Genomic DNA, 26,590 nt, shown 5'->3' on the forward strand with positions numbered 1-26,590 from the left:
CGATTCTGGTGCCTGCGCGCGGAATGGACGGCCAAAACGCGCCAACCCCGCATTCCGCCGGCACAACCTTGATCGACGTCGAGCTGAGCCCGACGGACCTAGGATCACGGGCATGGAAGGCTCCGTGACCGTGCACATGGCCGCACCGGCCGACAAGATCTGGACTCTCATCGCCGACATCACCAGGACCGGCGAGTTCTCGCCGGAGGTGTTCGAGTCCGAATGGCTCGGCGGCGCTACCGGACCGGCGCTGGGCGCGAAGTTCCGCGGCCACGTCCGCCGCAACGAGATCGGGCCCGTGTACTGGACCACCTGCAAAGTCACCGCGTGCGAGCCGGGACGGGAATTCGGGTTCGCTGTCCTGGCCGGCGACCGTGCGCTCAACAACTGGCACTACCGCCTGGAGCCCAGCGGTGACGGCACCGACGTGACCGAGTCGTTCTGGATGCCGAAGTCCGTGCTGATGCAAGTGTTCCGGGTGTTCGGCGGATTTCTGCGCGTTCGGCGCAACAAGCGGGACATGCGCACCACGTTGGAACGAATCCAGAAAGTCGTTGAGAACGACTGAATCTCGGCCACGCCCGCTGACCGGTTTGATACAACCGGTGCATGGGTCAATGGTCACGCGAAGAAATTGAGACGGCGTTCGACGAACATCGTCAGGTTGTCGTCGGCATTGCCGACAGCTGGGACTGGGGCCGGTTCGCCGACCAGTTCACCGAAGATGCCATCTACGTCGAGCACTCCTACGGGACGTTTCGCGGCCGTGAGGCGATCCGCAATTGGATCGTCGGCACGATGAACACGTTTCCCGGCACCGAGATGCCGTTCTTCCCTGCGACCTGGTACTCCATCGATGTCGACAAGGGTTGGGTGATCTGCGAATTCCAGAACCGGATGCGCGATCCGGGTGACGGCAGCATCCACGAGGAGCCCAACCTGTCGGTGCTCAAGTACGCAGGCAACGGACTGTGGAGCTACGAGGAAGACGCCTACAACCCGATGAACTTCATGCCGATGGTGAAGGGCTACATCGAGGCGTCGAAGAAGCTCGGAACGATCTCCGACGACGCGGTGACTTTCGCCAAGAACATGGGCTGGGATCTGGCCTGAGACAGCAAGTCTCACTCACTGGGACTGCCCTCGGTGTCATCGAAGAACGACCACTGGCCGTCGTGCTCTACCTCCATGCGCCAGCCCAACTCGGAGTTGTCGGCCCGGGCGTCGACGAACCAGGCATGTGCGTCTTCGGCACTCTCGATGTCCTTGGTGTCGACGACGTCGCCATGCGGGTTGATCACGCGGTAGGTAGCCATGGCTCTTGCTTTCCCGCGAATCCGGGATTCAATCCGGATGTTTGAGTCCGGCACCGCATAGCGGGATGACGACGTCGTCATTGGCGAGAAACTCGCGGACGAGTTTCCAGCCGGGTCCGCTGCGCGTCGCGGCGCCCGCGGCCGCGGAGTAACAGACGGCCGCCGTCGGTTCCACGAACAAGCCTTCGCTCTGCCCCAGCGCGCGGCGCCCGGCGACGACGGCGGCATCCTCGACGGCGACGATCGTTCCACCCGACGCCCGCACAGCGGCGATGATCTGCTCGGCGCGCGGCGGGGCGGCGATCGCGATGCCTTCGGCGACCGTCGGCGCCGGGGCGTAGTCCTGGCCGCTCCACGCTGCCGCCAGCGGTGCACAGCCCGCCGCCTGGACCCCGAGGATGGCCGGCATCGTCTCGGCGAGCCCCGCTGCGACCAGCTCACTAAACGCCAAATAGCAGCCCAGCAGCAGAGTTCCGTTACCGACCGGGACCAGCACCGCCGAGGGCAGGGTGTCACCGCTTTGCCGCCAGATCTCGTAGCCGTAGCTCTTCACGCCGTGCATGAAGTACGGGTGGAAGACGTGACTGGCATAGAACATCCCGGGCTGGTCGGCGATCTCGGCGGCCGCGGCGGCGGTGTCGGCGCGACTGCCCGGCACCAGGGTCAGCTCGGCGCCGTGCGCGGCGATCTGCGCAAGCTTCTCCGGTGAGGTCGACTCCGGGACCAGTACTCGACAGGCGATGCCGGCCCGAGCGAAATACGCGGCCGCCGCGGTCCCGGCGTTGCCGCTGCTGTCGACCACCGCTTTGGTGACGCCCAGGCGGGCGGCCAGCGACGCCAGGACCACCGCGCCTCGGTCTTTGAAAGACAGTGTCGGACTGAAGAATTCGAGTTTGAATCGCGCACCCGGGAGCGTCTTCGACGGGACGATCGGGGTGTTGCCCTCACCTAGCGTGACCGACTCGTCGACCATCGGCTGCCACGGCCCGCTGACGTCGAACACCCCGCCGCACGGGCAGCGCCACACCAGATCCGCGACGTCGAATTCCCGCCCGCACGAGGCACATACCAGTGCCGGAAGTCTCACGGCTCGATGCCCTTTCGCTCGTCGACCACGAACAGGATCAGCGTGACGAACAGGACGCCGGCCGGTATCCAGATCGCGTGGACGTGCCAGGCGTGAGTGGCGAACGCGCCGGCCAGCGCGCCGCCGCTGAAGAACAACGTGAGAAGGCCGTAGGTCGTGAAGGCTTGTCGTGCGCTCGCGTCGTGGTCCACGAATCCGGTATAGCCCGCTTCGACCAGCCGCATCAGGTTCCCGGTGGTGGCGACCGGCAAGTACACGAGATCGCCGATATTGCGGAACAGCCCGATCTGGATGGCCGCGACGAACGAGATCGGCACCGTCACATAGGTGTGGGCCACGGTGGTCGGCACGAAGCCGATCACGAAGAACACGACGGCCTGCGCCAGCATGGTCCAGCGCAACGGATGCTTCAGGTGGCGCTCGGCGCGGCCCGATTTCAGATAGGAGGCCAGACCGACGCCGGCGCCGAATGCCAATAGTGGCCAGACATGGGCCAGCGCGCTGACGACCTTGCCCTGACTCATGTTGAGCGCGAAGAAGATGACGTTGGCCGTCTGGACGTTGGCGAACACCCCGCCGCGGGCGATGTAGGTGTAGGCGTCGAGGAACCCGTTGGCCATCGTGAGCAACAGCCCGAATCGCAGTGTCGTCGAGGTTCGCGTCATCGTGGATGTCAGCTTGCCTGAATCCGGAAATGAACACGACCGTTGGCGCTGAGACTCTACTGTCGTCTCGTATGGGCATAGCGACGCGAGTCAACGGTCAGACGCCTCCCGAGATGGCGCTCGAGGACATCAATCTGGGCACGTTCGAGTTCTGGGGCATGGACGACGCGCTGCGCGACGGTGCGTTCGCCACCCTGCGCCGCGAAGCCCCGATCAAGTTCTTTCACGAGGTCGAGTTCGAGGGGATCGAGGCAGGCCCCGGACACTGGGCGTTGACGAAGCTCGACGACGTCTTCTACGCCAGCCGCCACCCCGAGATCTTCAGCTCGTACCCCAACATCACGATCGGCGACCAAGTCCCCGAAGTCGCCGAATATTTCGGCTCGATGATCGCGCTGGACGATCCGCGGCACTCGCGGCTGCGCAATATCGTGCGCAGCGCCTTCACCCCCAAGGTGGTTGCCCGCACCGAGGAGTCGGTGCGTGCCCGCGCCGAGCAGCTGGTGTCGGCGATGCTGGCCAACCATCCCGACGGCAACGCCGAACTGGTGTCCGAGCTGTCGGGTCCGCTGCCCCTGCAGGTCATCTGCGACATGATGGGCATCCCCGAGGAAGACCACGACCGGATCTTTCAGTGGACCAACATCATCCTGGGCTTCGGCGACCCTGACCTGACCACAGATTTCAACGAGTTCCTCAAGGTCGCCCTGGACATCGGGGCCTATGCGACCGCGCTGGCCGAGGACCGGCGGACCAATCCGCGCGACGATCTCACCACCGCACTGGTGGTCGCCGAGGTCGACGGGGAGCGGCTGACGTCGGCGGAGATCGCGTCGTTCTTCATCCTGTTGGCGGTCGCGGGCAACGAGACCACGCGCAACGCGATCAGTCACGGCGTGCTGGCCCTGACGCGCTATCCCGAGCAGCGCAAAATCTGGTGGGACGATTTCGAAAACGTCACCGACACCGCCGTCGAGGAGGTCGTGCGATGGGCGTCGCCGGTGATCTACATGCGCCGCACCGTCACCCGCGATGTCGAGTTGTCCGGAGTCAAGATGGCCGAGGGCGACAAGGTCACGATGTGGTACGCGTCGGCCAACCGCGATGAGGACAAGTTCCCCGATCCGTGGCTCTTCGACGTGAAGCGCACCCCGAACCACCATGTCGGCTTCGGCGGTGGCGGCGCGCACTTCTGCCTGGGCGCCAACCTGGCCCGCCGAGAGATCGCGGTGGTCTTCGAAGAACTGCACCGGCGCATCCCGGATATCGCGGTCACCGAGGAGCCGGCCATGTTGCTCTCGGCGTTCATCCACGGGATCAAGCGACTGCCTGTCAGCTGGGCGCCTGCCTGACGTTGTGGCGCGTCGACGGCAGCACTCGTAGCGTGATGAGCATGAAGCAGCGGGTGCACTGGTTGGTGATGCACGGGGTGATCCGGGCGCTGGCACGGGTGGCGGCCCGGCGCGGCGACCCGCAAGCCCGGATGGCGTTCGACCCGGCCGTGCGCACCGACCCGGTCTCCTTCTTCGAAGAGGTGCGCGGTCGCGGGCCGATGATCCCCACTCGGGTGGGTTTCCTGACCCTCGACCACGCCGTCGCCCACGAGCTGCTGCGGTCCGACGACTTCCGGGTGATCATCCTGGGCGGCAACCTCCCCAAGCCGCTGCAGTGGGTGGAGCGTCGCACCCGCGACGATCTGCTGCACCCGCTGCGCCCGCCGTCATTGCTGGCCGTCGAACCGCCCGACCACACCCGTTACCGCAAAACCGTGTCGTCGGTGTTCACCTCGCGTGCGGTGACCGCGCTGCGCGATCGGGTTGAGGACACCGCCGCGGAGTTGCTCGACGGACTGTCGGACGGACCCGCGGTGGTGGACATCGTCGAGCGCTACTGCGCGCAGCTGCCCGTTTCGGTGATCGGCGACATTCTCGGTGTGCCCGACGCCGACCGGCCGCGGATCCTCGAATTCGGTGAGCTGGCCGCCCCCAGCCTCGACGTCGGGCTGAGCTGGTCGCAGTATCAGCGAGTGCAGAACGGGCTTGCCGGGTTCAACGAGTGGCTGTCCGCCCACCTGCGGCACTTGCGCGAGCAGCCCGGCGAGGATCTGATGAGCCAGCTGATCGCGGCCTCTGAGGACGGCAGGCACCTCGACGAAGCCGAATTGCAAGGGGTTGCCGGGCTGGTGCTCGCCGCCGGTTTCGAGACCACAGTGAACCTGCTGGGCAACGGAATTCGGTTGTTACTGAACTCCCCCGACCAGCTCGCCCGGTTGCAGGAGGACCCGTCGCTCTGGCCGAATGCCGTCGAAGAGATCTTGCGGCTGGAATCGCCTGTGCAACTGTCGGCCCGCATCGCACTGCGCGACACCGAGGTTGTCGGCGCCACTGTGCGTGCCGGTGAGATGGTGGCGATCTACCTGGCCGCCGCCAACCGCGATCCCGCTGTCTTCGAGGATCCGCACCGTTTCGACGTCGGGCGGTCGAATGCCGGTAAGCACCTTGCCTTTTCGGGCGGCAGGCACTTCTGCCTGGGTGCGGCACTGGCGCGAGCCGAGGGTGAGGTCGGGCTACGCCGGTTCTTCACGCACTTCCCCGACGCGCAGCTCGCCGGGCTCGGCAGCCGGCGCGACACCCGGGTGTTGCGCGGATGGGCGCAGCTACCGGTCAGCCTCGGCGCGCCCGGACTGATCACCTCGCGGGACTGAACCGGCGCGCTCGTCCTCGCTGACGCGCGGGTCCAGCGAGTCGGCGTGCGACCACTTCTCGTCGAGTTCGTCGCGATGAGCGGCCGCTTCCGTGCGATGCTTCTCGGCGTTCTCCTGCAGGCGGGCCGCTTCGGCGGCCTTGGCTTCCGCTTCGGCTTGCGCCGCACGAGCTTTGGCGGCAGTCTCGTCGGCCAGCGCCTCGCGGCGCTGCACCTTGGCGTGATCCTGGCGCACTTCCTCGCGGATCTCCTCGGCCTGCGCGACTCGGCGGCTGACCTGACGCTTGCGTCCAACCCACACCAGAGCTGCGACGACGATCAGCGCAGCGATCACGGCGACGACAATCCACACAGTATTCGAGGCCATCTCGGGCTCCTTCATTGAGCGGGCCGCGGATACGGCACCGTCAAATAGCGGCGTTCCCGTCGCGTCCGTGCGTCAAACCGCTCAGTGCGATCAGCATTCCCGCCGCCGCGCGCGGCCAGGTGAAGGTTTCGGCACGGCGCCGGGCGCAGAATCGCCGCTGCTGTTCGGGACGGTCGATGACACCGGCGACGGCCGCGGCGATGGCCTGCGGATCGTTGTCGGCGCACGCGCCGCTGTCGGAGCTCAGGATTTCGGTGAGTGCCGACGTGCGCGACACCACCGCCGGGGTCCCGCACGCGAGCGCCTCCAGTGCCGCCAGACCGAACGTTTCGTGCGGGCCCGGCGCCAATGCGACGTCGGCGGTCGCCAGCAGTCTGGCCACCGCATCGCGCGATTCGATGAACCCGGTGAAGTCCACCGGCAACCTGGCGGCCTGCCGCTCCAGCCTAGGCCGCATCGGTCCGTCGCCGGCGACCACCAGCCGCGCATCAACTCCCGAATCGCGCAGGGCGGCAAGGGCATCGATGCTGCGGTCGGCCCGTTTCTCCACGGACAGCCGCCCGCAGTGCACGAGCAGGACCTGCTCGGGGGCGGCCCAGCGATTGCGGGTCAGCGTGCAGAACCGGTTGGGATGGAACATATCGAGGTCCACGCCCAACGGCACTGTCATCACGTTGGCGGCACCGATGCGGTCGAACTCCTCACGGGCAAAGCTGGTGGTGCACAACACGGTGTCGTAGTTGGCGGCGGTCCGGCGATTGGCTGCGTCGGCGATGCGGCGGGCCAGCGGTCTCGGCATGATCTGTCCGGTGAGTCGGTCCAGTCGCTCGTGGGAGATCATCACCGTCGTGACACCGTGGCGGGCACCCCAGCGGCCCAGGCCGCGCAGGGTGAATCGGTCGGACACCTCGATCGCGTCGGGTGCGAGCTCCGTCAGCAGCGCGGTCACCGGCGCGGGCATGACCGCACGGTATCCCCCGGTGAGCGGAATCTGTTTGGCAGGCACGGTTATTCGGGTGACTCCGCTCGGCAGCACGGTGTGGGCCGCGCCGGCTCCCGGCACGATCAGGAAGACCTCGTGCCCGGCGGCGCAGTATTCGGCGCCGAGCCGGTCGACAGCCGTCCGTAGCCCGCCCGACCGGGGCCCGTAGAAGTTCGCGACCTGCGCGACCCTCATCATGGGCCTAGCTGAACCCGTTGCGGTGTGCGCATGGCGACGTCCGCCCTGCGGTGTCCTGAACACGCGGTGAACAGCCACAATTGGACTACCGTTGATCACGTGCAGATTTCCGGTGTGTTCCAGGCGGCGGCGCGCGTCGTGAACCGAGGTGCCACCGCCTTGATCACCTCACCGCGGTGGGGCCGGATCGTCGGGCTGGGGCTGACCACCATCCGGTACACCGGCAGGCGCAGCGGGCGCATCGTCGAGCTACCGGTCGGCTACCGCCGCAAGGGTGAGGACATCCTGATCCGGGTGGCCATGCCGGACGGCAAGAAGTGGTGGCGCAATTTCACCGGCGAGGGCGCGCCGCTGACGATTCTGCTGGGCGGCACCGACCGGCCCGGCCACGCGGTCGCCACAAGAGACACCCGGGGCCGGGTCACGGTCACCGTGCGGCTCGACTAGAGGTTGCGAGAAAACCAGTCCTGCAAGCGAGTCCACGCGTCGGCGGCGGCCACAGGGTTGTAGCGCGGCCCGGAGTCATTGAAGAACGCGTGATCGGCGTCGGGCTCGACGACGAGATCGTTGACCAGACCGGCCTGATCCAGCGCCGCTTTGGCGGCCGGCTCCGACGATGTGACGCGCTGGTCCAGTGCCCCGTAGAGCCCGAGCACGGCAGTGTTCTTCGATCCGGAGAAGTTCGGATTGTCGGGCAGTGGGCCGTAGAACGGCACCGCCGCGGCCAGTCGCGGCTCGCCGGCGGCCAGCATGCGCCACACCAGTCCGCCGCCGAAGCAGAAGCCGACGACGGCGAGTTTCTGATCCGGCGACCGGCGGGCCAGCTCGTCGAGGCCCGACTTGAGATCGGCGACGAAGCGGTCGGGCGCGATGTTGCCCAGGGCAGCCGTGGCAGCGGCCGGATCGCTGAATGTGGCGGTGCCGCCTTCTTCGGACAGCAGGTCGATGGCCAGCGCGGAGTAGCCGATGCCGGCCAGTCGGCCGGCGACCGAGCGGACCCAGTCGTTGAGCCCCTTGTTCTCGTGAATCACCAGGACCGCTCCGCGGGGCGTGGCGGCCTGCGCCCAGGCGCCCTGCAGCTGCGCGGTGGGCCCCGGCCAGGTGATCGGTGTGGTGGGCAGCGCACCGGCCATCCCCGGCGGCGGCGCCGCGGAGGTCGGTGCGGACGGTGATGTGGACGGTGCGGGCGCGGCGGGTTTCGGTTTGTCGGAGGCGCACGCGGCGATCAGCGAGCTCGCGGCGGCGGTGCCCACGCCCAGCAGCGCCAGGCGCCGCAGGGCTTCTCGGCGGCTCAGCAGGCCGTCGACGTGATCGGTGGCGATCTCTTCGGCGATGTAGCGCTGTAGCGGAGTCACCTTGGCGAGTATGCCTCCGATGGGTAAGCGTGAGCTGAAAGCATGATCGGACGGAGGTGGCAATCGTGGCAGAGCATGAGGTGATCCCCGGTTCTGAGGCGTTCGAAAGGATCGTGGGGCTGCTGGATTACCCGATGTTCGTGGTGACGACCCGAGTCGGCGACGAGCGCGCCGGGTGTCTGGTCGGCTTCAGCAGCCAGGTGTCGATCAACCCGCCTCGCTATCTGGTCGGGCTGTCCAAGCGCAACCACACCTACCGGGTCGCCGAGAGCGGCGCGACACACCTGGCGGTGCATCTGTTGGGCGAAGAACACCGCGAGCTTGCCCGGCTGTTCGGAAGTGAGACCGGCGACCGGATCGACAAGTTCAGCCGGTGCCGGTGGTCAGACGGCCCCGAGGGTCTGCCGATCCTCACCGATGCCGCCGCGTGGTTCGCCGGGCACATCCTCCAGCGGTTCGACCTGGGCGACCACGTCGGGCACCTGACCGAGCCGGTGTTCGGCGCCGCGCCGAAACGGTTCGGGGACCTGGTGACGTTCGCCGACGTCAAGGACCTGGAGCCGGGTCATGAGGCCTGATCTGATTGCTGTGGTGGCCGGTGCCACCCGGGGTGCCGGCCGGGGAATCGCGGCCGCCTTGGGTGAGGCGGGAGCGACCGTCATCTGCACCGGTCGCAGCAGCGAGACAGGCCGGGGCGGATCGGACTACGACCGGCCCGAGACCATCGAAGGCACCGCCGCGATTGTCGATGAGCTGGGCGGAACAGGTGTGGCTGCCCAAGTCGACCACCTCGACCCCGAGCAAGTCCGTGGGCTGGCTGACCGGATACGCGCCGACTTCGGCCGGATCGACGTGCTGGTCAACGACATCTGGGGCGCCGAGATCCTCAAGGGCGGCCCCGCGAGCTGGAATCGACCGATCTGGGAGCACGACATCGACGACGGGCTGCGCATCCTGCGGCTGGGAATCGACACCCATCTGATCACCTCCCACGCACTGCTGCCGTTGCTGGTGCAGCAACCCGGTGGCCTACTTGTCGAAATCACCGATGGCACAGCCGAATACAACGCAACGAACTACCGGCTGTCGGTGTTCTATGACGCGGTGAAATGTGCGGTGAACCGGATGGCCTTCTCGCTCGGGCATGAACTGACGCCGTACGGCGCGACGGCGGTGGCCATCACCCCGGGGTGGTTGCGTTCGGAGATGATGCTGGACAACTACGGCGTCACCGAGCAGAACTGGCGAGATGCGACCGCACCGCCGGGTTTCGCCGAATCGGAGACGCCGCGCTACGTCGGTCGGGCGGTCGCGGCGATCGCCGCTGACCCGCACCGATCGCGCTGGCACCAGCGCTCGGTGACGGCCGGGGAGCTGGCCCGCGAGTACGGCTTCACCGATCTCGACGGGCGCCGGCCGGACGCCTGGTCAGGGCCGAAGTAAACAGATCCAAGAAAGTGTCCACTAAATCGTTGACACCTGTCCTGGCAAACGGTTCTATTGACGCTCGTGACATACGACACGATCATCCGCAACGGCCGCTGGTTCGACGGGACGGGTGCCCCGTCCGGGATCCGGGACATCGGCATCCGGGATGGCCGCGTCGAAACGGTCAGCCTGCGCCCCCTCGACGTGACGGGGTGTGACGACGTCGTCGACGCCGCAGGTAAGTGGGTGATGCCGGGCATGGTTGATGTCCACACCCACTACGACGTTGAGGTGCTCGGCGGTCCGGGCCTACCGGAATCGGTGCGTCACGGCGTCACCACCGTCCTGCTCGGTTCCTGTTCGCTGTCGACCATCCACGTCGGCGGCAGCGACGCCGGCGATCTCTTCGGGCGGGTCGAGGCCATCCCGCGCGAGCACGTCATCGCCGCCATCGACGGCGCCAAGACATGGAGCACCGCCGAGCAATACGTGCAGGCGCTGGAGTCGCGGCCGCTGGGCCCGAATATCGCGGCGTTCATCGGCCACTCCGATATGCGCACGGCCGTCATGGGATTGGATCGCGCCACCCGCAATGATGTGCGCCCCGACAAGGGCCAGCAATCCCGGATGGAGCGCATGCTCGCCGAGGCGCTCGACGCCGGGTTCGTCGGATTGTCCTCGCAGCAGTTGCTGTTCGACAAGATCGACGGCGAGACCTGCCGGTCTCGCACGCTGCCGTCGACCTACGCCAAGCCCCGCGAGTTGCGCCGGCTCAAGTCGCTGCTGCGCAAGCGCGGCCGGGTGCTGCAGTCGGGTCCCGACATCCAGAACCCGCTCAACTTGATTTCGCAAGTGGCGCAATCACTTCCCGTGCTGCGGGACAAACTGAAGACCAGCCTGCTGTCGGCGGCCGACGTCAAGGCCAATCCGTTCGCGATCCTGATCATGGGGCCACTGGCCAAGGCGGCCAACACGTTCGGCGGTGATTTCCGCTGGCAGCACCTGCCGGTGCCGTTCGAGGTGTACGCCGACGGTATCGACCTGGTGGTGTTCGAGGAGTTCGGATCGGGTGCGGCAGCGCTGCATCTGCGCGACGAGGTCGAGCGCAACGCTCTGCTCAGCGACGAGAACTACCGGCGCCAGTTCCGCAAGGATTACGACAACAAGTTCGGGGTCCGGGTCTGGCATCGCGACTTCTTCGACGCCGAGATCGTCGGCTGCCCTGACGAATCCGTGGTGGGCAAGTCCTTCGGGCAGGTCGGTGAGGGCCGCGGCGGGTTGCATCCGGTCGATGCGTTCCTGGACCTCGTGCTCGAGCACGGCGAGAAGCTGCGCTGGCGCACCACCATTTCCAACCACCGCCCCGAGGTGCTCAAGAAGCTCGCCAAGGACCCGGGCATCCAGATGGGCTTCTCCGATGCCGGTGCGCACCTGCGCAACATGGCGTTCTACAACTACGGCCTGCGGCTGCTGCGGCACGTGCGTGACGCCGACCGCAGCGGACGGCCCTTCATGTCCGTCGAGCAGGCCGTGCACCGGATGACGGGCGAGCTGGCCGACTGGTACCAGATCGATGCCGGTCACCTGCGCGTCGGTGATCGCGCCGACCTTGTGATCGTGAACCCCACTCAGCTGGACAGTCGCCTCGACGACTACGCCGAGAACCCCGTCCAGCAGTACGGCGGGCTGCCCAGGATGGTCAATCGCAATGACGACGCCGTCGAGCTGGTGCTGATCGGCGGGCGAGCGGTGGTCCGCAACGGCCAGCCGACCGACGTGCTCGGTGCCCAGCGCACCGGCAGTTTCCTACGGGTGGGCCGGGCCACGCCGGCACCCCGAACGACGACGGAATCGGAGCTGGCCCATGTCAATTGACACTTCGGCGGTACCCACCGAGGTCGCCCAGACCGTACTGGGCATGTGGAAGGCGTTGTCCAACCGCGACTGGGAGACGCTCAAGACCTTCCTGTCCGATGACTGCATCTACGTCGACATGCCCGTCGGTCCGATCGCGGCCGCGCGCGGACCCGAGGACATCGTCAAGCGGCTGAAGATCGGGCTGGAGCCCTTGGCCGGCTACGAAAACCACGACGGCGTCCTGGTGAGCAACGGCGTGGACACCATGTACGAGCATTCCGAAACCTGGACGTTCAAGACAGGTGAACAGGGTGTCCTGCGCTTCGTCACGGTGCACAAGGTGGTCGACGGCAAGATCACGCTGTGGAAGGACTACTGGGATATGAACGGGCTGACGGGCTTCGCCCCGCCGACCTGGCTCGAGGACCTGGCGTCGGCCGACATGTCGTGGATGTTCGACGCCACCGGATTGATCTGAGCCACCGATTCGATGGCCCACGGTGACCGCCACATGACGGCCACCGTGGACACCCCCGAACGTCAGGCCGCGCCGCGGTGACGAGCCGAACCCGCCTTGCCGCTGCTCTTTTCGCCGTGCGAGCTTGACGTACCGCCCGCCTTCTTCCCGCCGCTGGCGGTCTTGCTTCCGGACGTGACGGGGCTGTGAGCCTTGGTAGCACCAGTCGTCGTGGCCGTCGTGTCGTCAGTCTTGACGGTTGTGGTGGTCGCCTCGGCCGGCGCGGCAACCTTGGCCGACAACGTCTTGGCCGCTGCAGCCGCGGGTGGGGTCGGGGCCACGATCGCATCGGCGATCGCGTCACGCAGCTTCAGGAGCGCAGCGATCGCACCGCCGCCACCCACCCCGTCGAGCGGAGTCAGCAGGCCCGGCGTTGTGTCGTCACCGTTGAGGAATGCGTTGACGAGCTTTGCCGGTGCGTTGATGAATTCGCTTGCCGCGGTGACGAGATCGCCGGCGCTGGCCGCGTCGAACACGGCCTGAGCACTGTTGCCGAACTGCGTGATGGTGGCGTAGATCGGCGAGATCACCGCGATACCGGTCAGCAGCAGGTTCACTCCGCCCAGTGCGCCGATGACGTTGGCGACGTTCTGCACCGCGGTCTGGATGATCGGAATCGCCGCGCTGATCGGGATGATCGCCAAGAACACCGGCGGCAATATTGCGGTGCCCCAGATGGTCTGCACGGCCTCGCTGATGTGCCCCGCTGCGAGCTGGGTGGCGGCATCGAAGAAGCCCTGCGGAATACCGGCGAAAGTGGCCACCGCTTGGCCCACCAAAGTCGACGCCGTGTCGACGACGGTGCTGGCGTTGGCCAGGAAGTTCGAGGCCAGCTTGCTCAGGATCGGCGTGGGATCGGTCTGTACCTGGGTGCCCAGCGCACTCAGGTTGGTGAAGCTGGTCCCGATGACCTGGACCCACTCCTCGATCGGGTTGACGAAGGCCGCCATCTGCACCTCGGCCGACCGAATCGACGGTAGCTGGATGGCTGGCGCATACGCCACGATCGGAGTCAGTGCGATAGCGCTCGCTCCGACGAGGGTGACTCCTGCGGTGACTGTTCGATTGAGGGCTAACTGCATAGTGCGCTCCTTGATCTCCACTAGAAACCCCCCAGATTCGGAACCTACCCGTGAGTAAGTAGCAGAGTTATGCCTTTTCGAGAAATGGTCGCCCACGTCAGCGAAGTGTTCACATCGTGGATACGGCGGGGAGTATCTGCTGAAATACCCTGTACGCCAACCTGATTGAATGCTGTGAGTCGTTAACGCACGCGATAATAAATGCCCAGTGGCGCGCCGGGCTAATTGGTCGCCCCCGCGAGTAATTAGCCAAGCAAAAGGGTTCCTTGGCGAAATCAACAGATGTGATTGACGCAAGCGACAGTGCCGTCGCGACTCGTCGCTGCCCGCGACCTGCCCTTTCAACTGTCCGGTTGGCCGAACTTCTGGGGCCGAAAGGGCGGCGCCACTGTTGCGCACAGAAATTTGCTAAAGCGGCTGCTCGGTGGTCGGGACAAACCCACGCCGACAAGCTGGTCCCGGCGCTACGCTGAGCTGGCCGGAACGTCAGAACGTCAGGAGACACAGATGCGCGGGATCGTCGTTGCGCCGGTTATCGCGTGCGGACTGCTGGGAGCGATGATTCCGCTCGCCGCCCCGGCATCGGCCACCTCCTGCCACTCGGCGAGCTGTGTACCGAACGTCGCCAAGAACGTGGTCAACGGAACGCCCTGCACGCCGAGCCCGTCGTTCGTGTTCGGGATGGATGCCCAGAACGGAACTCTCATCTGCGCGGCCAGCGGCGTGTGGATGTCGACCGGCCCACTCACTGGTGAGGCAGAGAACTCGTTGCCCTGCACCACGCCGGGTACCACCGCACAACAGCGGATGGCCGGCGACGAGTGGGAGGTCAAGGTGCCTGGCGTGCCGCTGCTGTGCTCTGTTGCGTCCGGCGTCCCGCGCTGGGCGCATTTCCCGCCTGCCTAACCGCTCAGCTCAACCGGTAGACGCGTCTGGCGTTGTCGCGCCCGATCAGGTCGGCCACCCGGGTCGCGTCGGCCTGGCTCCACTGTCCCCGCGCCACGAATCCCGTGAGGACCGCGGCCATTCCGGCGCGCCACAGCGCCGAACCCAGGTAGTGCAGCTCGGCGGGGCCGAAGGCGTCCGACGAATAGAGAATCTTGCGGAACGGCGCCAACTCCAGGGTCCGGGCGATGAACGCCTCAGCTCGCGCCCCGAGATGATTGATGCTCAGTCCGACATCGACATACACGGTGTTGAACGCCTGGGCCAGATAGCCAGCCTCCCGTTCGTACGGATAGCAGTGCAACAGCACGATCGGCGTCGTGCCCGACTCGCGCAGGAAGTCCAGCAGCAGCATCGGATTGGTGCGGTGCAGATCGCAGTCGCGGTCGCCGAGCCCGACGTGGAACTGCAGCGGCTTGCCCAACCGGAGTGCCTCGTGCACCCCGAACCGCAACAGCACCCGATCGGTCAGTCGTACTCCCCCGGCGTCGCGCCACCGCGCGGCGGCCTCGCCGACGGAGCGCGCGTCGGGTTCGGACAGGTCGCCACCGAATCCGCCTCGATAGGCCAGCACCGTCTTCGTGGCGACCGCAGTCGCGCTGCGCTGGTGAAGGATTCGCCGGAACGCATCGGCGTAGTCGCCCGGCGCCGCGGCCGCCTGCTCGGCGACGTGCTCGAGCCGCACGATCTCGCCGACGGACCCGCCCGACGTCTCGGCCATTTCGGACAGCCCTGCGATCGCGCCGGGCAGACCGGTGTCGACCAGCCAGTCGCTGACCCCGGCAGCCGGCAGGAACACCCGCGCCAGCTGGTCCTCCGTGAACTGCTGACGCCGTTCCCAATAGCCCTGCGGATCAACGTGTTCAGGCAATCCCAGCAGCGGCGCGCAGTGAGCTCGCACCGCGAAGCCGAGCTGGGTGTCGAAGCCCGAATCGAAATCGGCGAGGGGTTCGATATTGGCCTCGTTGAGGCCGTTCTCAAAGCGTCCGCGATCACCGGTCGTCAGCCAGAAGCCGTGCACATGGTTGTCCACCAGGCGCATGCCGGCGATGTGGTCGGCCAGTGGAGTGATCACAGGCACTACAAGCTCCACGACATTCGGAACTTCTCGGTCAGCGCTTCCGCGTCGAGATGTGAGAACGTCTCGTGCTCGTAGCGGCGGACGGCGACCAGCGCGTTGACGGCCGCGTCGCCGAGAATCGTTCGCAATCGCGTTGAGGAGTCCAATGCCGCGATCTGTTCGCCTTGATCGGCGCTGAGGGCCACTGTGCCTGCGGCCGCGCGTTCTTCTTCCGACAACGTGCCCGGATCGACCGGTGTCTCCGGTGGCAGCGCGGCGCTGTGCTCGATGCCGTCGAGCGCCAGCCCGAGGATCGCGGCGGTGGCGAAGTAGGGGTTGGCCGACGGGTCGACGACCTTGACCTCCACGTTGGCGCCGTACGGATTTCCGTGCGTACCTCGCACGAAACGCACTGCCGCCTCCCGGTTCTCGGTGCCCCAGCAGGCGTAGGCGCCGGCCCAGTTGCCGGGCTTCATCCGCAGGCCGGACACGATCGATCCGCAGAAGATGAGCTCGGCTTGCGGCAGTCCGCTGATGATCCCTCCGATCGCGTTCTCCCCCGCCGCGGTCATGCCTTGGGTTCCGGTGCCGCCGGCGAACAGCGGCGAGTCTCCGCTCGACAGTGAAAAGTGTTGGTGCGCACCAGAACCCACACTGCCGGCGAATGGCACCGGTGACAGACTCACTCGGACCCCGTACTTGCGGGCGACCCGGCTGATGATGATGCGGGCCAGGGTCAGCTGATCGGCGGCAGCCACCGGGGACTTCGGCGCCAGTGAGATCTCGAACTGGTTGATGCCGTACTCGGGATGGAACTGCTCGATTCCCACCCCGGCCGCACCAGCCGCGACGGTCACGTCCCGCACGAAGCCCTCGTGCTCGAGCACACCGGCCAGCCCGTATTGCGCCCACAGGTCACCGGGCAGCCGGTTGCCCGCGGGATCGACGAGCAGGAACTCGATCTCGTGGCCCACCATGGCGCGCAATCCGGCTTGGGCCAACCGGGATTCGATGCGCGCGAGCGTTCCGCGGGCGCAGGCCGGGACCGGGTTGCCGTCCTGGTCGAAGAACGAGGCCGGCGCCCACGCGAGGCCGTCGCCGATCATCCGCAGCGCGTCCAGATCGATTCTGATTCGTTCGTCGCCGACGACGGTGATGCCTTCGGTGAGCGCGATCCCCGCGCGGTCGATGGCGAAGACATGGGTGACGGGGCTGAACCCCAGTCCGGGATCGGCGAAGGCATCGAGCCGGCGGGCTGGCACGGTCTTGGCGTGGGTCAGGCCGGCGGCTGTGACGACCGTGCCGATGACGGTGTCGACGCCGTCGGATTCCAGTTCAGCCGGTGTGGTCATGGCAGCTATTCTGCCGACCGCACCCCCAGGTTGCGCTGGATAACCGCTAGGCGCGGCTGGGCAATGTCAACTTGCAGCTCTGCCCGATGTCCAGCGTGGACAGCATGCGGCCCATCCCGATCCACATCGCGCACGACAACGTCAGGTCGGCGAGCAGCTCATCGGAGAAGTGCTCGTGGGCGCGGTCCCAGAAGGCCTCGTCGTACTTGAGGTTCACGTGGTCCATGCCGAAGCGGTGGGCGAACTCCGCGGCGATGCGCTCCTGCTCGCTATAGCCGGGCCAGGTCTGCCATTCCGCGGCGTGGTCGTAGAGCTCCTCGTCGACTCCGGCGGCGGGACCGTCGGCGTCGCGGGTGTTCTGACACAAGACGCATTCGTTGTCCAGCGCGATCACCGCGCGGGCCAGTTCGCGCACCCGCATCGGCAGCCGGTTCTTGTCGCTGTAGACCGCGCCGCTGAAGCCGGCCATGGCCGTTCCGATATCCGGGGACTTGACGATCCAGCCGGCGACGTCGTCTTCAGCGAAATTTCCGATTCGGCTCATGGCGCGATGCTACGCCCCGAGGGGACAATCTGGAACGTGTTCTAGTTTTTCGGCCGGGGTCTTTTCGGTCTGGCTCGTGGACAATACGCGGGTGGGTTTTCTCCCGGTCCGACTCAGGACGCCGCCGCACGGCGGCACCCCGACGACGCTGCCCAACGGCATGCGCATCCATCACTGGCAGCAGATCGAGACCGGGTTCCTGTACAAGGAGATCTTCGGCGCTGACTCGGTCTATGCGAAGGGTGACTTCCTCGACTTTCAGCCGGGCGCGGTGATCGTGGACGCCGGCGCGAACATCGGGCTGTTCTCGTTGTTCGCGGCGCTGAGATGCCATGGCGAGGCTGAGATCTTCGCCTTCGAACCCATTCCCACGACCTTCTCGGTGCTGGCGGCGAACGCCGCCGCGGCCAATCGTGGCGACTACGCCGCCGCGATGGGTGCCCGGCCCGGTGCGTCGTTGACGATCCATCCGATCAACTGCGGCCTGTCCGACGCTCGGGACGAGGTGATCTTCCAGCACCACCCGAACTTTTCGATGTGGAGCACACAGGACGCCGAGTTCGCGCGCCAGCGCTTGGACCGCTTCCTGGCGGACTTGGCCGGTGTGATCCGGGTCGTGCCCTCGGCCATCAGCCGGGCGGCGGTGCGACCGGTCGTCGCGTGGATGGGGCGGACCACGGACGTCACAGCCACCTTGATACCGCTGTCGTCGGTCATCGAAAAGCGCGGCCTCGATCGCATCGACGTCCTGAAGATCGATGTCGAAGGCGCCGAAGTGGCGGCGTTGCAAGGCATCAGACCTGCCCAATGGGAGATCGTTCGTCAGGTGGTGCTGGAGGTCGAGTACTTCGCCGCCAAGGACCGGGTGATCGAGATCCTCGAATCTCACGGTTTCACGACGTACTGGTACGCCAGCGAGCGGGAGCGTTACGACACCGCGCAGAGCGAGGTGTGCATGGTCTACGCGTGGCGAGCCGCAGACCGCGGATAGATCACTTCGGCGGGCGTGACACGCACTGCGCGGAGTAGAGCTCCACGCCCAGCTTGTCCATCAGCTCGAGCTGCGTCTCGAGGTAGTCGATGTGGTGCTCTTCGTCGGCGACGATCTCTTCGAACAGATTGGCCGTGGTGGAGTCCAGCTTCTCGCGGCACAGGATGATGGCCGGCTTGAGGCGACCGACCACCTCGTACTCGATCGCGAGATCGCTCTCGAACTGTTCGCGCAGCGTCTGCCCGACGCGCAGCGATCCCAGCCGCTGGTAGTTCGGCAGACCGTCGAGGAGCAGGATGCGGTCGGTGATCGCCTCGGCGTGCCGCATCTCGTCGAAGGACTCGTCCCGGGTGTGCTTGGCGAGCTCGGTGAACCCCCAGTTGTCCTGCATCTTCGAGTGCAGGAAGTACTGATTGATAGCGGTCAACTCGCTGGTGAGTTGCTCGTTGAGCAGGCGAAGAACTTCCGGATCACCCTGCATGACATCTCCCCCCGCGTTGGCTGTGAAAACCAACCCTAGTGCAGGGGCGGCGTGCATTTTGTTCAGCGCCGCGGAACGGCATGTTGTAGGCAGGCCTAACTAAGGTTAGTCTGCACTAATAAGTCCGAAGCAACGCCGCCTGCGACGAGAGGGAAAGCACCAGATGTACGTGTGCCTCTGCGCAGGAGCCACCAGTGCAACCGTCAAAGAGGCGGTGGCCGGCGGGGCGTGCACGTCCAAGCAAGTCGCGGCGGCCTGCGGCGCGGGCGGCGATTGCGGCCGTTGCCGTCGTACCGTGCGGGCGATCATCGAGCAGCATTTCGCCACCGTTGCCGGCGATCCGCCGTGCCGGCAGTGCACGGCGAGCGTCTTCTGCCAGCTGCACAACGGCGCCCGTCGCAGCGCCGCGCGAGCCAGCTGATCTAGGACTTACCGCGGTGAAAATCGGCCAGCGCCTCGGCGTTGGCGGCCGCACCCATCAACTTCTCGAAGAATGCATTCTCCCGCGCGGTTGCGTCCGCGATCCCGGGCCGTAGCGGCTCGACCATGGTCTGCTTGACCGCGATGAGGCTCGAAATAGGCCGGGAGGCAAGCACTTCGGCATGCCTTCGGGCATCGGCGATCAGCTCGTCGGGCTCACTCACCCGCCAGACCAGGCCCATCCGCAGCGCCTCGGCGGCGTCCACCCACTCCGAGGACATCAGCAGCCACGCGGCGTTCTGCCGACCGATCAACTGCGGCAACAGATATGACGAGGCCGCCTCGGGGGCAACACCCAGGCTGGTGAAGGGGCACTTCAGCCGTGCCGTCGACGACATGAACGCCAGATCGGCGTAGCCGAGGATCGTCGCCCCGATGCCGAGTCCGACCCCGTTGACCGCACAGATCAGCGGCTTGGGGAATTGGCTCAAAGCGGTGATCAGTCCCGGGAACCCGTGCGCGCCCGCAGCGAAGTCGGGATCGGTGATGCGGGCCTGCATGTCGCCGAGATCCTGGCCGGCGCTGAACGCGCGGCCCGCGCCGGTGATGAGGACGACGGCGACCTCGGGATCGTCGGCGGCGGCCAGCAGCGCTTCTGCGGTGGCGTCGTAGAGCGCCTCATTGAAGGCGTTGAGGGCCTCGGGGCGATTGAGGGTGATCGTGCGGACCCGGTTTTCGTCTTCGATGAGCAGCGTCACGCGCCAGAGCCTAGAGGGCGAGGACGCGTGCCAGGGCGTCGCGGCCCGGCAGATGAGACCTCAGGTGCTACCCGTTGGAGTAGACGCGGGTCGGCGCGACCAGGACGACGACGCGCCCCTGCTCGGCCATCGTCGCGTCGTATTCGTCCCAGTTGTCATGGGTGCCACCGCAAGCCGTGAACACCTCGCGCAGCAGCAGCCGCAGCTGATCCGGCCCGCTCAGCCAGTCCGGCTCGTCGTCGGGACCCGCGAGCTCGGCGCGGCCTTCGACCGTCGCCCACTGCCAGCCGTCGCGGAACGTCAGCGTCACCGCCGGCCGCGCGCGCAGGTTCGCCAGTTTGACCCGTCCGTAGGTGACGAACGCCAGCACCGGCTCGCCGCCGGCCGGGTGCGCCAGGATGCCGGCGTTGATCAGCGAGGCCTGGATGGTGTTGTCGGCGCGCAACGTCGAGACCACCGCCAGGCCGCGGTCGGCGGTGGCCAGCGCGACGGCCTCGTCCAGGGTGGTCATGACTGTTCTGACGTGAATGGGCTGCGGAACAGGTAGCGGCTGGTGGGCACCGCGTCGATGTTGACGTTGGCGCCGAATGCCGCTGTGCTGGCGACCATCTGCTCCATCCGGCTCTGCAGATCGGCGTCGTCGGCTGCGCCGAAGAACGCGTGCAGGCTGCTCACCGACTCGATGGGGAAATGCTCCTCGACGATCGCGTTGATCACCGGGGCGTCCTCGGTGAGCGCACGCACCACGTAGTTCTGCACGTAGGTGAACGTCGACTGGGTGGCGATCGCGACCGGGGTGTGATTGCCGTGCCAGCGGGCCAGCCACGTCGGCTCGTCCATGTCGGCCGGGCGTCGCAGCAACGCCATGTTCGCCAGCCCCGGCGAGCGCTCCCCAGGCGGTGTGGCCGGTGGTGGCAGCGGGGCCGATTCGGTCACCAGGTAGGCGGCGACGAACTCGGCGTGGTGGCCGAGCAGCTCCAGCGCCATCAGCATCTGATCGCCGTAGTACTGCTGCGTCCAGACGCTGACCAGCGCCTGCACCGGTGGATCCAACACGGTCAACGTCATCATCGAATCGCGGACGTCGGCATCACGGACGTTGATCGTCAGCCCGGGCAGCCCGAGTGCGAGCAGCTCCTTGGCGACCGGACCGCGCAGATTCTCCGCCCACTCGTCGTCGGCCGCGTCGGTGCGCAGCGTGACAATCACCTTCTCCATGGCGCGAACCTACCCCAGTCAGTCGCGCAGCCAGCGCGGAGTGATGAAGACGCCGTCGGCCTCGACGGTGATGCCCTCGGCGTCGGAGATGTAGCCGGAGGCAAAGGTTTTCACGCCGTCGACCCGGGTGATCTGAGCCTCGGCATGCAGCGCCCCCAGCGGACAGGCCCGCGGGTAGCGCACGGTGATACTGCCGGTGAAGCGCGGCTTGCCGTCGGGGCTGGCCGCCTCGCCGAGCACGTGATCGAGGATCAGCGCCGACACGCCGCCGTGCACGTGTCCCGGCGGGCCCTCGTAGGACGCGCCGAGATGAAAGTCCGTCCAGAACCGGCCGTCGTCGTCGCGGTGGATCACCAACGGGGGCGCGCTCGGGTTGCGCAGTCCGATGACGGCGTTGCCCCAACTGATGCTGCGCCCCGACGGGGCGCGCCGGACACCGAAGGCACCGTCGATCTGATCGCTGCGCAGCCGTGCCGTCACCGCGTCGATATCGGCCTTCACCGAAGCGACGGTCTCGGCGTCGACCCGGGTGCGGATCGTCGCGTCGATGAGTTCCCGCACCGAGATCGCCAGCGGCTCATAGATGGCCTGCAGCCGGTCGATGTCTTCGGCGGAGATGTCTTCGACGGTGAATTCCAGCACTCCAGCACTAGAACACGGGGCTGACGAAGTGTCGAACGGGGGTCTCGACATGCGGCTAACACGATTGACACACAACTGACCCCCGGTTGGAACGCGAGCATTGAGAATCCTCTTAGCGACGGACGTTCCGACGCGCCAGAAAGGCTGCCGATGAGCACTGACGTGACCGACCCCGCCCCGCCGTCGCCGAGCGAGTTGAAGATTCCCTGGTGGACCCGCGGTGATCTGAACGCGTTCTTCGGGCTCGGGTTCAACATCCTGGTCAACGTCTTGACCCTGACCACGCTGATGATCGGTGTGGTCAAGCTGCCCGCCGACGACGTGCTGGGCACCGTGCTGCCCGCGCTGGGCGTGGCCCTGGTGCTGGGCAACCTCTACTACACGTTCCTGGCCCGGCGACTGGCGCGCAAGGAGAACCGCACCGATGTCACCGCGCTGCCGTACGGCCCGAGCGTGCCGCACATGTTCATCGTGGTGTTCGTGGTCATGCTGCCCGTCTACCTGGCCACCAAGGACCCCATCGAAGCGTGGAAGTCCGGTCTGGCGTGGGCGTTCATGATCGGCATCATCGTGATCATCGGCGGGTTCGTCGGTCCGTACATCCGCAAGCTCACGCCGAGGGCGGCCATGCTCGGCACGCTGGCCGGTATCTCGATCACGTTCATCTCGATGCGGCCCGCCGCGCAGATGTGGGAGGCCGCCTGGATCGGCCTGCCGGTGCTGGCGATCATCCTGATCGGTTTCTTCACCGACGTGAAGCTGCCGGGCAACATCCCCGTCGGCCTGGTCGCGCTGTTGGTCGGTACCGCCATCGGCTGGGCCGGTGGATTCATGTCGGCACCCGATGTCGGGCAGGCCGTGTCCGACATCGCGATCGGTATCCCCGACCTTCGGATCGACCTGCTGGCATCGGGTCTGGCGCACCTGGCTCCCCTGCTGGGTACTGCGATCCCGTTGGGCGTCTACAACTTCACCGAGGCGATGAGCAACGTGGAGAGCGCGGCGGCCGCCGGGGACAACTACAACCTGCGCAGCGTGCTGCTGGCCGACGGCGCCGGCGCGGTGATCGGTTCGGCGTTCGGCTCGCCGTTCCCGCCCGCGGTCTACATCGGCCATCCGGGCTGGAAGGACGCCGGGGGCCGGGCCGGCTACTCGCTGGCCAGCGGTGTGGTCATCGGACTGCTGTGCTTCCTCGGATTGTTCGGAGTGCTGGCGGCCGTCTTGCCGGTACCGGCGATCGTGCCGATCCTGCTCTATATCGGCCTGTTGATCGGCGCCCAGGCGTTCCAGGCGGTACCGCGACTGCACGCGGTGGCCGTTGTCGCGGCGCTGTTGCCCAACCTGGCGCAGTGGGCCAGCGGCCTGATCGACAACGCGCTGAACGCGGCGGGGACCTCGGCCACCAAGGTCGGCATGGACGCACTCGGCGGTGCCGGTGTGGTCTACGACGGGCTGCAGACCCTCGGTGAGGGCGCCATTCTGGTCGGCCTGCTGCTCGGCACGATGGTGACGTTCATCCTGGAGAAGAAGTTCCGCTACGCCGCGCTGGCGTCGGTGGTCGCCGCGGCACTGTCATTCATCGGGTTGATCCATGCTCCCGAGATCGCATGGGCGGCCAATCCTCAAGTGGCACTTGGCTATCTGTTCTTCGCCGTGGTGTGCCTCGGGTATTCGTTCCTGCCCGGTGCCAAGGAACCGGTCACCGTCGACGAGTCCGATATCGTCGCCGGCCACTGAGGCTCAGTCCGCGACGAACGGGACCTCGACGCCGTCGGCCAGCACGATGTAGATCCGGCGCCACGGGTCGTCGCCCACCAGATGCCACTGGTGGCCGGATCCGACGGTGTCCTCGGCCAGCAGGACATCGCCGGGGTTCAGCGTGAACTCCTCGTCGTCGCGGGTGGTGAACACCAGGGTGCCGGCCAGCGTCACGACGAGCTGGCGCACCGGCGCGGTATGCCACGCCAGCGTGCCGCCGGTCGCGGTCTCCTCCGCCGTGACGTGACTCGACGCCATCGCCGTCGACACCAGGTCGTCGTTGCGGCCCGGTGCCAGGTCCAGACGACCGATCTGGACATGCGATCCCCCGTCGGCTCCGGTGAACAAACGCACGCAGCGAATCACGGTGTGCACCCTTTCGTTCGGTTCGGTTGCAACGCTATCCGGACCGGGCGCGCTCACCTAGGGTGAGCAGCATGGCAGTTCCGCTCGGCGACACCGAGCCGTATTACGACCTCGGGGACTACCACCGGCCGGTCGACACCCCCTCACCGCAAGCGCAGGTCTGGTTCGACCGCGGACTGGTGTGGGCCTACGCCTTCAACCACGAAGAGGCGATCACCTGCTTCGAGCGTGCCCTGGCCCTGGACGCCGATCTCGCGATCGCCCGCTGGGGCATTGCGTATTCGATTGGCCCCAACTACAACAAGGCCTGGGAAGCATTCGACCCCGTCGACCTGGCGGCGTCGCTGGCCCGGGCCCGGATGGAATTGGAGCTGGCCGCCGGCAGCCGCGGCAGTGCCGTCGAGCACGCGCTGATCGCCGCGCTGGCCACCCGGTTCCCCACCGACGACCCTTCTGACGCAGACGCATTGGCGGCGGGCCATGCGGCGTACGCCGAGGCGATGGCCGACCTGGCGCAAACCTATCCCGACGATGTCGACGTGCTGGCGCTGGCCGCCGATGCGTTGGTGAACCTCACCGCATGGGCGTTGTGGGACACCGCAACCGGAGAACCAGCACCCGGCTCACGGGTGGTGGAGGCCAAACGGTTGATGGATCAGGCATTGAGCACCGAGGCCGGCCGCGCCCATCCGATGGTGTTGCACCTGTACATCCACGCCATGGAGATGTCGGCGCATCCCGAAGAGGCGCTGCCCGCCGCGGATCTGCTGCGCGGGCTGGTGCCCGACGCGGGTCACCTGCAGCACATGCCGTCCCACATCGACGTGCTGTGCGGCAACTACCGAGATTCGGTGCTGGCCAATGAGTCCGCGGTACTCGCCGACCGGCGCTTCGTCGAGCATGCCGGCCCGCTGAACTTCTATTCGCTGTACCGGGCGCACGATCTGCACTTCATCGTCTACTCCGCGATGTTCGCCGGCCAGTCGCAGATCGCGCTGGCGGCTGCCGACGAACTGTCCGGGCAGCTGACGCCGGAGCTGCTGTCGATCGAATCCCCACCGATGGCGGACTGGCTGGAGGCCTTCGTTCCGCTGCGGGTGCATGTGCTGATCCGTTTCGGGCGCTGGGACGATCTGATCGCCGAACCACTACCTTCCGATACTGACTTGTATTGCAGCACAACGGCAACCATCCACTACGGGCGGGGCGTCGCGTATGCGGCCAAGGGGCAACTAGCACAGGCGGACGCCGAACGCGAGGCATTCGTCGCGGCGTATGCCCGGGTTCCCGATTCGCGCTATCTGTTCAACAACACCAGCCGCGACATCCTGGCGGTTGCGGCGGCGATGCTGGATGGTGAGATCGCTTACCGCAAAGGTTCTTTCGACGAGGCGTTCGACCATCTGCGGCGCGCGATCGCACTCGACGACGCGTTGCCGTATGACGAACCGTGGGGCTGGATGCAGCCCACCCGGCACGCCTACGGGGCGCTGCTACTGGAGCAAGGGCGGGTCGAGGAGGCGGCCGCGGTGTATGCGGCCGACCTCGGTCTGGATCCGGCGCTGAGCCGGCCGTGTCAGCATCCGGGCAACGTGTGGAGCCTGCACGGCTATCACGAATGCCTGCAGCGGTTGGGGCGTGAAGCCGAAGCGGGGATCATCGGTCGCCAGCTCGACCTGGCCAAGGCACGAGCCGACGTCCCGGTCCTGGCGTCGTGCGCCTGCCGGCTGGAGGTATTCGAGGTTTCCGGCGGGGATTGCTGTCACTGACGCCGTAACCTCAACACGTGCACGACAGCCCGGACCAAGCCGCGCCCGGCACTGTGCAGCGTCGCTCGCCGCGGCCGGTCGCGCACTTCATCCGTTCCGCGCCGGTGACGTTCACCTGGCTGGCGGTGCTGTTCCTGACGACCGTCGCCCAGCATCTGCTGCCGCGGTGGCACCTGGTGGTGCTGTTGCGCAAGGACTCGACCAACCTGCATCACCTGGCATCCGACCCGATCCGGGTGCTCATCACCAGCCTGTTGTGGCTCGACGGTGCCGCCTGGTGGCCGTATCTGGTGATGTTCTGCCTCTTCCTGGCCCCGGCCGAACGCTGGCTCGGCCATCTGCGCTTCGTCATCGCCGGCCTGATCGCCCATATCGTCGCCACGTATCTCAGCGAGGGATTCCTGTACTGGCAGATCCAGGAGGCGGCCGTCTCCCCCCGCTACCTCAACGCCCGCGATATCGGGGTCAGCTACTTCGTCGTCGGCATCATCGGCCTGCTGACCTATCACGTGGTGCGTCCGTGGCGGTGGCTGTACCTGGCCGCGGCCTTCGCGTGGTTCGTCGGCGCGCTGCTGATCAACCCGACGTTCACCCCGGTAGGACATCTGTGTGCGCTGATCGTCGGACTCGCGTGTTACCCGCTGGCCCGGGGGCGCCCCGGCCCGCCGGTGGATCCCTCCTGGCTGGTGCGCAAACGGCGCCGACCGCCGACCGCTGCGTAAAGTGTGA

31 protein-coding genes are annotated in these 26,590 nt (G+C 66.8%); 15 read left to right on the plus strand and 16 right to left on the minus strand.

Translation table 11 applies throughout. The features are described 5' to 3' along the window. Positions 1 to 112: 112 nt before the first annotated feature. Complete coding sequence (locus EV580_RS19725) at positions 113 to 568, plus strand: SRPBCC family protein (protein ID WP_133692877.1); 456 nt, start codon at positions 113 to 115, stop codon at positions 566 to 568. 41 nt (positions 569 to 609) lie between these two features. Continuing rightward, complete coding sequence (locus EV580_RS19730; RefSeq protein ID WP_133692878.1) at positions 610 to 1,113, plus strand: nuclear transport factor 2 family protein; 504 nt, start codon at positions 610 to 612, stop codon at positions 1,111 to 1,113. An 11-nt stretch (positions 1,114 to 1,124) separates the two neighbouring features. Here EV580_RS19730 and EV580_RS19735 read toward each other — a convergent pair whose 3' ends face one another. From EV580_RS19735 to EV580_RS19745, 3 genes are read right to left on the minus strand one after another with little or no spacing between them, the layout of a single operon-like run. Further along, on the minus strand, positions 1,125 to 1,316 hold the full coding sequence (locus EV580_RS19735) for a hypothetical protein (protein ID WP_133692879.1): 192 nt from the start codon (positions 1,314 to 1,316) through the stop codon (positions 1,125 to 1,127). 28 nt (positions 1,317 to 1,344) lie between these two features. Further along, on the minus strand, positions 1,345 to 2,403 hold the full coding sequence (locus EV580_RS19740) for a pyridoxal-phosphate dependent enzyme (protein WP_133692880.1): 1,059 nt from the start codon (positions 2,401 to 2,403) through the stop codon (positions 1,345 to 1,347). After that, positions 2,400 to 3,068, minus strand: a complete 669-nt coding sequence (locus EV580_RS19745) for a YoaK family protein (protein WP_133692881.1) — start codon at positions 3,066 to 3,068, stop codon at positions 2,400 to 2,402. Before EV580_RS19745 ends, EV580_RS19740 begins: the two co-directional genes overlap by 4 nt. A 71-nt stretch (positions 3,069 to 3,139) precedes the next feature. Here EV580_RS19745 and EV580_RS19750 point away from each other — a divergent pair, with 71 nt between their 5' ends. After that, positions 3,140 to 4,420, plus strand: a complete 1,281-nt coding sequence (locus tag EV580_RS19750; RefSeq protein WP_133692882.1) for a cytochrome P450 — start codon at positions 3,140 to 3,142, stop codon at positions 4,418 to 4,420. A 41-nt stretch (positions 4,421 to 4,461) separates the two neighbouring features. Further along, positions 4,462 to 5,772, plus strand: a complete 1,311-nt coding sequence (locus EV580_RS19755) for a cytochrome P450 (protein WP_133692883.1) — start codon at positions 4,462 to 4,464, stop codon at positions 5,770 to 5,772. Here the strand turns inward: EV580_RS19755 and EV580_RS19760 are convergent. Together EV580_RS19760 and EV580_RS19765 are read right to left on the minus strand one after the other, a co-directional pair. Next, positions 5,725 to 6,138, minus strand: a complete 414-nt coding sequence (locus EV580_RS19760) for a hypothetical protein (protein WP_133692884.1) — start codon at positions 6,136 to 6,138, stop codon at positions 5,725 to 5,727. The two genes, EV580_RS19755 and EV580_RS19760, sit on opposite strands and share 48 nt — an antisense overlap. Positions 6,139 to 6,178: 40 nt before the next feature. Beyond that, on the minus strand, positions 6,179 to 7,315 hold the full coding sequence (locus EV580_RS19765; RefSeq protein ID WP_133693149.1) for a glycosyltransferase: 1,137 nt from the start codon (positions 7,313 to 7,315) through the stop codon (positions 6,179 to 6,181). Positions 7,316 to 7,417: 102 nt separating this feature from the next. On the opposite strand from EV580_RS19765, the gene EV580_RS19770 reads away from it, so the two are divergent. Further along, complete coding sequence (locus EV580_RS19770) at positions 7,418 to 7,765, plus strand: hypothetical protein (RefSeq protein WP_133692885.1); 348 nt, start codon at positions 7,418 to 7,420, stop codon at positions 7,763 to 7,765. On the opposite strand, the gene EV580_RS19775 is transcribed toward EV580_RS19770, so the two are convergent. Further along, positions 7,762 to 8,673 (minus strand): dienelactone hydrolase family protein, encoded by a 912-nt coding sequence (locus EV580_RS19775; RefSeq protein ID WP_133692886.1) that lies wholly within the window; start codon positions 8,671 to 8,673, stop codon positions 7,762 to 7,764. The genes EV580_RS19770 and EV580_RS19775 overlap by 4 nt on opposite strands. A gap of 134 nt (positions 8,674 to 8,807) precedes the next feature. Between EV580_RS19775 and EV580_RS19780 the strand changes: the two genes are divergently transcribed. The 4 genes from EV580_RS19780 (at position 8,808) to EV580_RS19795 (ending at position 12,436) form a co-directional block, all read left to right on the plus strand. Beyond that, positions 8,808 to 9,251, plus strand: coding sequence for a flavin reductase family protein (locus EV580_RS19780; protein WP_133693150.1), 444 nt, complete (start codon positions 8,808 to 8,810; stop codon positions 9,249 to 9,251). Then, on the plus strand, positions 9,241 to 10,116 hold the full coding sequence (locus EV580_RS19785; RefSeq protein WP_133692887.1) for an SDR family oxidoreductase: 876 nt from the start codon (positions 9,241 to 9,243) through the stop codon (positions 10,114 to 10,116). Before EV580_RS19780 ends, EV580_RS19785 begins: the two co-directional genes overlap by 11 nt. Positions 10,117 to 10,182: 66 nt before the next feature. Next, positions 10,183 to 11,976, plus strand: a complete 1,794-nt coding sequence (locus EV580_RS19790; protein ID WP_208114640.1) for an N-acyl-D-amino-acid deacylase family protein — start codon at positions 10,183 to 10,185, stop codon at positions 11,974 to 11,976. Beyond that, complete coding sequence (locus tag EV580_RS19795; protein WP_133692889.1) at positions 11,966 to 12,436, plus strand: limonene-1,2-epoxide hydrolase family protein; 471 nt, start codon at positions 11,966 to 11,968, stop codon at positions 12,434 to 12,436. The genes EV580_RS19790 and EV580_RS19795 overlap by 11 nt, the downstream gene beginning before the upstream one ends. 62 nt (positions 12,437 to 12,498) lie before the next feature. Here the strand turns inward: EV580_RS19795 and EV580_RS19800 are convergent, their stop codons facing one another. After that, positions 12,499 to 13,557, minus strand: a complete 1,059-nt coding sequence (locus EV580_RS19800; RefSeq protein ID WP_133692890.1) for a hypothetical protein — start codon at positions 13,555 to 13,557, stop codon at positions 12,499 to 12,501. A 507-nt stretch (positions 13,558 to 14,064) separates the two neighbouring features. Between EV580_RS19800 and EV580_RS19805 the strand changes: the two genes are divergently transcribed. Beyond that, positions 14,065 to 14,463, plus strand: a complete 399-nt coding sequence (locus EV580_RS19805) for a hypothetical protein (protein ID WP_133692891.1) — start codon at positions 14,065 to 14,067, stop codon at positions 14,461 to 14,463. A 4-nt stretch (positions 14,464 to 14,467) separates the two neighbouring features. Here the strand turns inward: EV580_RS19805 and EV580_RS19810 are convergent, their stop codons facing one another. From EV580_RS19810 to EV580_RS19820, 3 genes are read right to left on the minus strand one after another with little or no spacing between them, the layout of a single operon-like run. Further along, positions 14,468 to 15,544 carry an amidohydrolase family protein gene (locus tag EV580_RS19810; protein ID WP_133693152.1) on the minus strand — a complete coding sequence of 359 codons (1,077 nt, stop codon included), beginning with the start codon at positions 15,542 to 15,544 and terminating at the stop codon, positions 14,468 to 14,470. Positions 15,545 to 15,582: 38 nt separating this feature from the next. Further along, positions 15,583 to 16,914, minus strand: a complete 1,332-nt coding sequence (locus tag EV580_RS19815) for a type I glutamate--ammonia ligase (RefSeq protein WP_133692892.1) — start codon at positions 16,912 to 16,914, stop codon at positions 15,583 to 15,585. 46 nt (positions 16,915 to 16,960) lie between these two features. Beyond that, complete coding sequence (locus tag EV580_RS19820) at positions 16,961 to 17,458, minus strand: carboxymuconolactone decarboxylase family protein (protein WP_133692893.1); 498 nt, start codon at positions 17,456 to 17,458, stop codon at positions 16,961 to 16,963. A gap of 91 nt (positions 17,459 to 17,549) precedes the next feature. Between EV580_RS19820 and EV580_RS19825 the strand changes: the two genes are divergently transcribed. Next, the gene (locus EV580_RS19825) at positions 17,550 to 18,449 is read left to right on the plus strand and encodes an FkbM family methyltransferase (protein WP_166654776.1); all 900 of its coding nucleotides are present in this window, start codon (positions 17,550 to 17,552) and stop codon (positions 18,447 to 18,449) included. 1 nt (position 18,450) lies between these two features. On the opposite strand, the gene bfr is transcribed toward EV580_RS19825, so the two are convergent. Next, positions 18,451 to 18,930 carry a bacterioferritin gene (bfr, locus tag EV580_RS19830; protein ID WP_071944376.1) on the minus strand — a complete coding sequence of 160 codons (480 nt, stop codon included), beginning with the start codon at positions 18,928 to 18,930 and terminating at the stop codon, positions 18,451 to 18,453. Between the two features lie 163 nt (positions 18,931 to 19,093). On the opposite strand from bfr, the gene EV580_RS19835 reads away from it, so the two are divergent. Continuing rightward, positions 19,094 to 19,351: a (2Fe-2S)-binding protein gene (locus EV580_RS19835; protein WP_133692895.1), complete on the plus strand. Its 258-nt coding sequence runs from the start codon at positions 19,094 to 19,096 to the stop codon at positions 19,349 to 19,351. A 1-nt stretch (position 19,352) separates the two neighbouring features. Here the strand turns inward: EV580_RS19835 and EV580_RS19840 are convergent, their stop codons facing one another. The 4 genes from EV580_RS19840 to EV580_RS19855 all read right to left on the minus strand — a co-directional run bounded on the left by EV580_RS19840 (position 19,353) and on the right by EV580_RS19855 (position 21,968). Beyond that, positions 19,353 to 20,108, minus strand: a complete 756-nt coding sequence (locus EV580_RS19840) for an enoyl-CoA hydratase/isomerase family protein (protein WP_133692896.1) — start codon at positions 20,106 to 20,108, stop codon at positions 19,353 to 19,355. Between the two features lie 67 nt (positions 20,109 to 20,175). Then, positions 20,176 to 20,619: a TIGR03618 family F420-dependent PPOX class oxidoreductase gene (locus tag EV580_RS19845; protein ID WP_133692897.1), complete on the minus strand. Its 444-nt coding sequence runs from the start codon at positions 20,617 to 20,619 to the stop codon at positions 20,176 to 20,178. Beyond that, complete coding sequence (locus EV580_RS19850) at positions 20,616 to 21,326, minus strand: EthD domain-containing protein (RefSeq protein ID WP_133692898.1); 711 nt, start codon at positions 21,324 to 21,326, stop codon at positions 20,616 to 20,618. Before EV580_RS19850 ends, EV580_RS19845 begins: the two co-directional genes overlap by 4 nt. Before the next feature lie 18 nt (positions 21,327 to 21,344). Next, a complete protein-coding gene (locus tag EV580_RS19855; RefSeq protein WP_166654777.1) occupies positions 21,345 to 21,968 on the minus strand; it encodes a PaaI family thioesterase in 624 nt (207 codons plus the stop codon). Positions 21,969 to 22,118: 150 nt separating this feature from the next. Here EV580_RS19855 and EV580_RS19860 point away from each other — a divergent pair, with 150 nt between their 5' ends. Then, positions 22,119 to 23,705 carry a SulP family inorganic anion transporter gene (locus EV580_RS19860; RefSeq protein ID WP_133692900.1) on the plus strand — a complete coding sequence of 529 codons (1,587 nt, stop codon included), beginning with the start codon at positions 22,119 to 22,121 and terminating at the stop codon, positions 23,703 to 23,705. Positions 23,706 to 23,708: 3 nt separating this feature from the next. Here the strand turns inward: EV580_RS19860 and EV580_RS19865 are convergent, their stop codons facing one another. Continuing rightward, positions 23,709 to 24,080, minus strand: coding sequence for a cupin domain-containing protein (locus tag EV580_RS19865; RefSeq protein ID WP_286171680.1), 372 nt, complete (start codon positions 24,078 to 24,080; stop codon positions 23,709 to 23,711). Positions 24,081 to 24,163: 83 nt separating this feature from the next. On the opposite strand from EV580_RS19865, the gene EV580_RS19870 reads away from it, so the two are divergent. Both EV580_RS19870 and EV580_RS19875 read left to right on the plus strand, forming a co-directional pair. Further along, on the plus strand, positions 24,164 to 25,861 hold the full coding sequence (locus EV580_RS19870) for a tetratricopeptide repeat protein (protein ID WP_133692902.1): 1,698 nt from the start codon (positions 24,164 to 24,166) through the stop codon (positions 25,859 to 25,861). 17 nt (positions 25,862 to 25,878) lie between these two features. Further along, positions 25,879 to 26,583, plus strand: coding sequence for a rhomboid-like protein (locus EV580_RS19875; RefSeq protein WP_286171682.1), 705 nt, complete (start codon positions 25,879 to 25,881; stop codon positions 26,581 to 26,583). Positions 26,584 to 26,590 lie beyond the last annotated feature (7 nt).

It is taken from the genome of Mycobacterium sp. BK086 (genome assembly GCA_004362315.1).
GTDB lineage: Bacteria > Actinomycetota > Actinomycetes > Mycobacteriales > Mycobacteriaceae > Mycobacterium.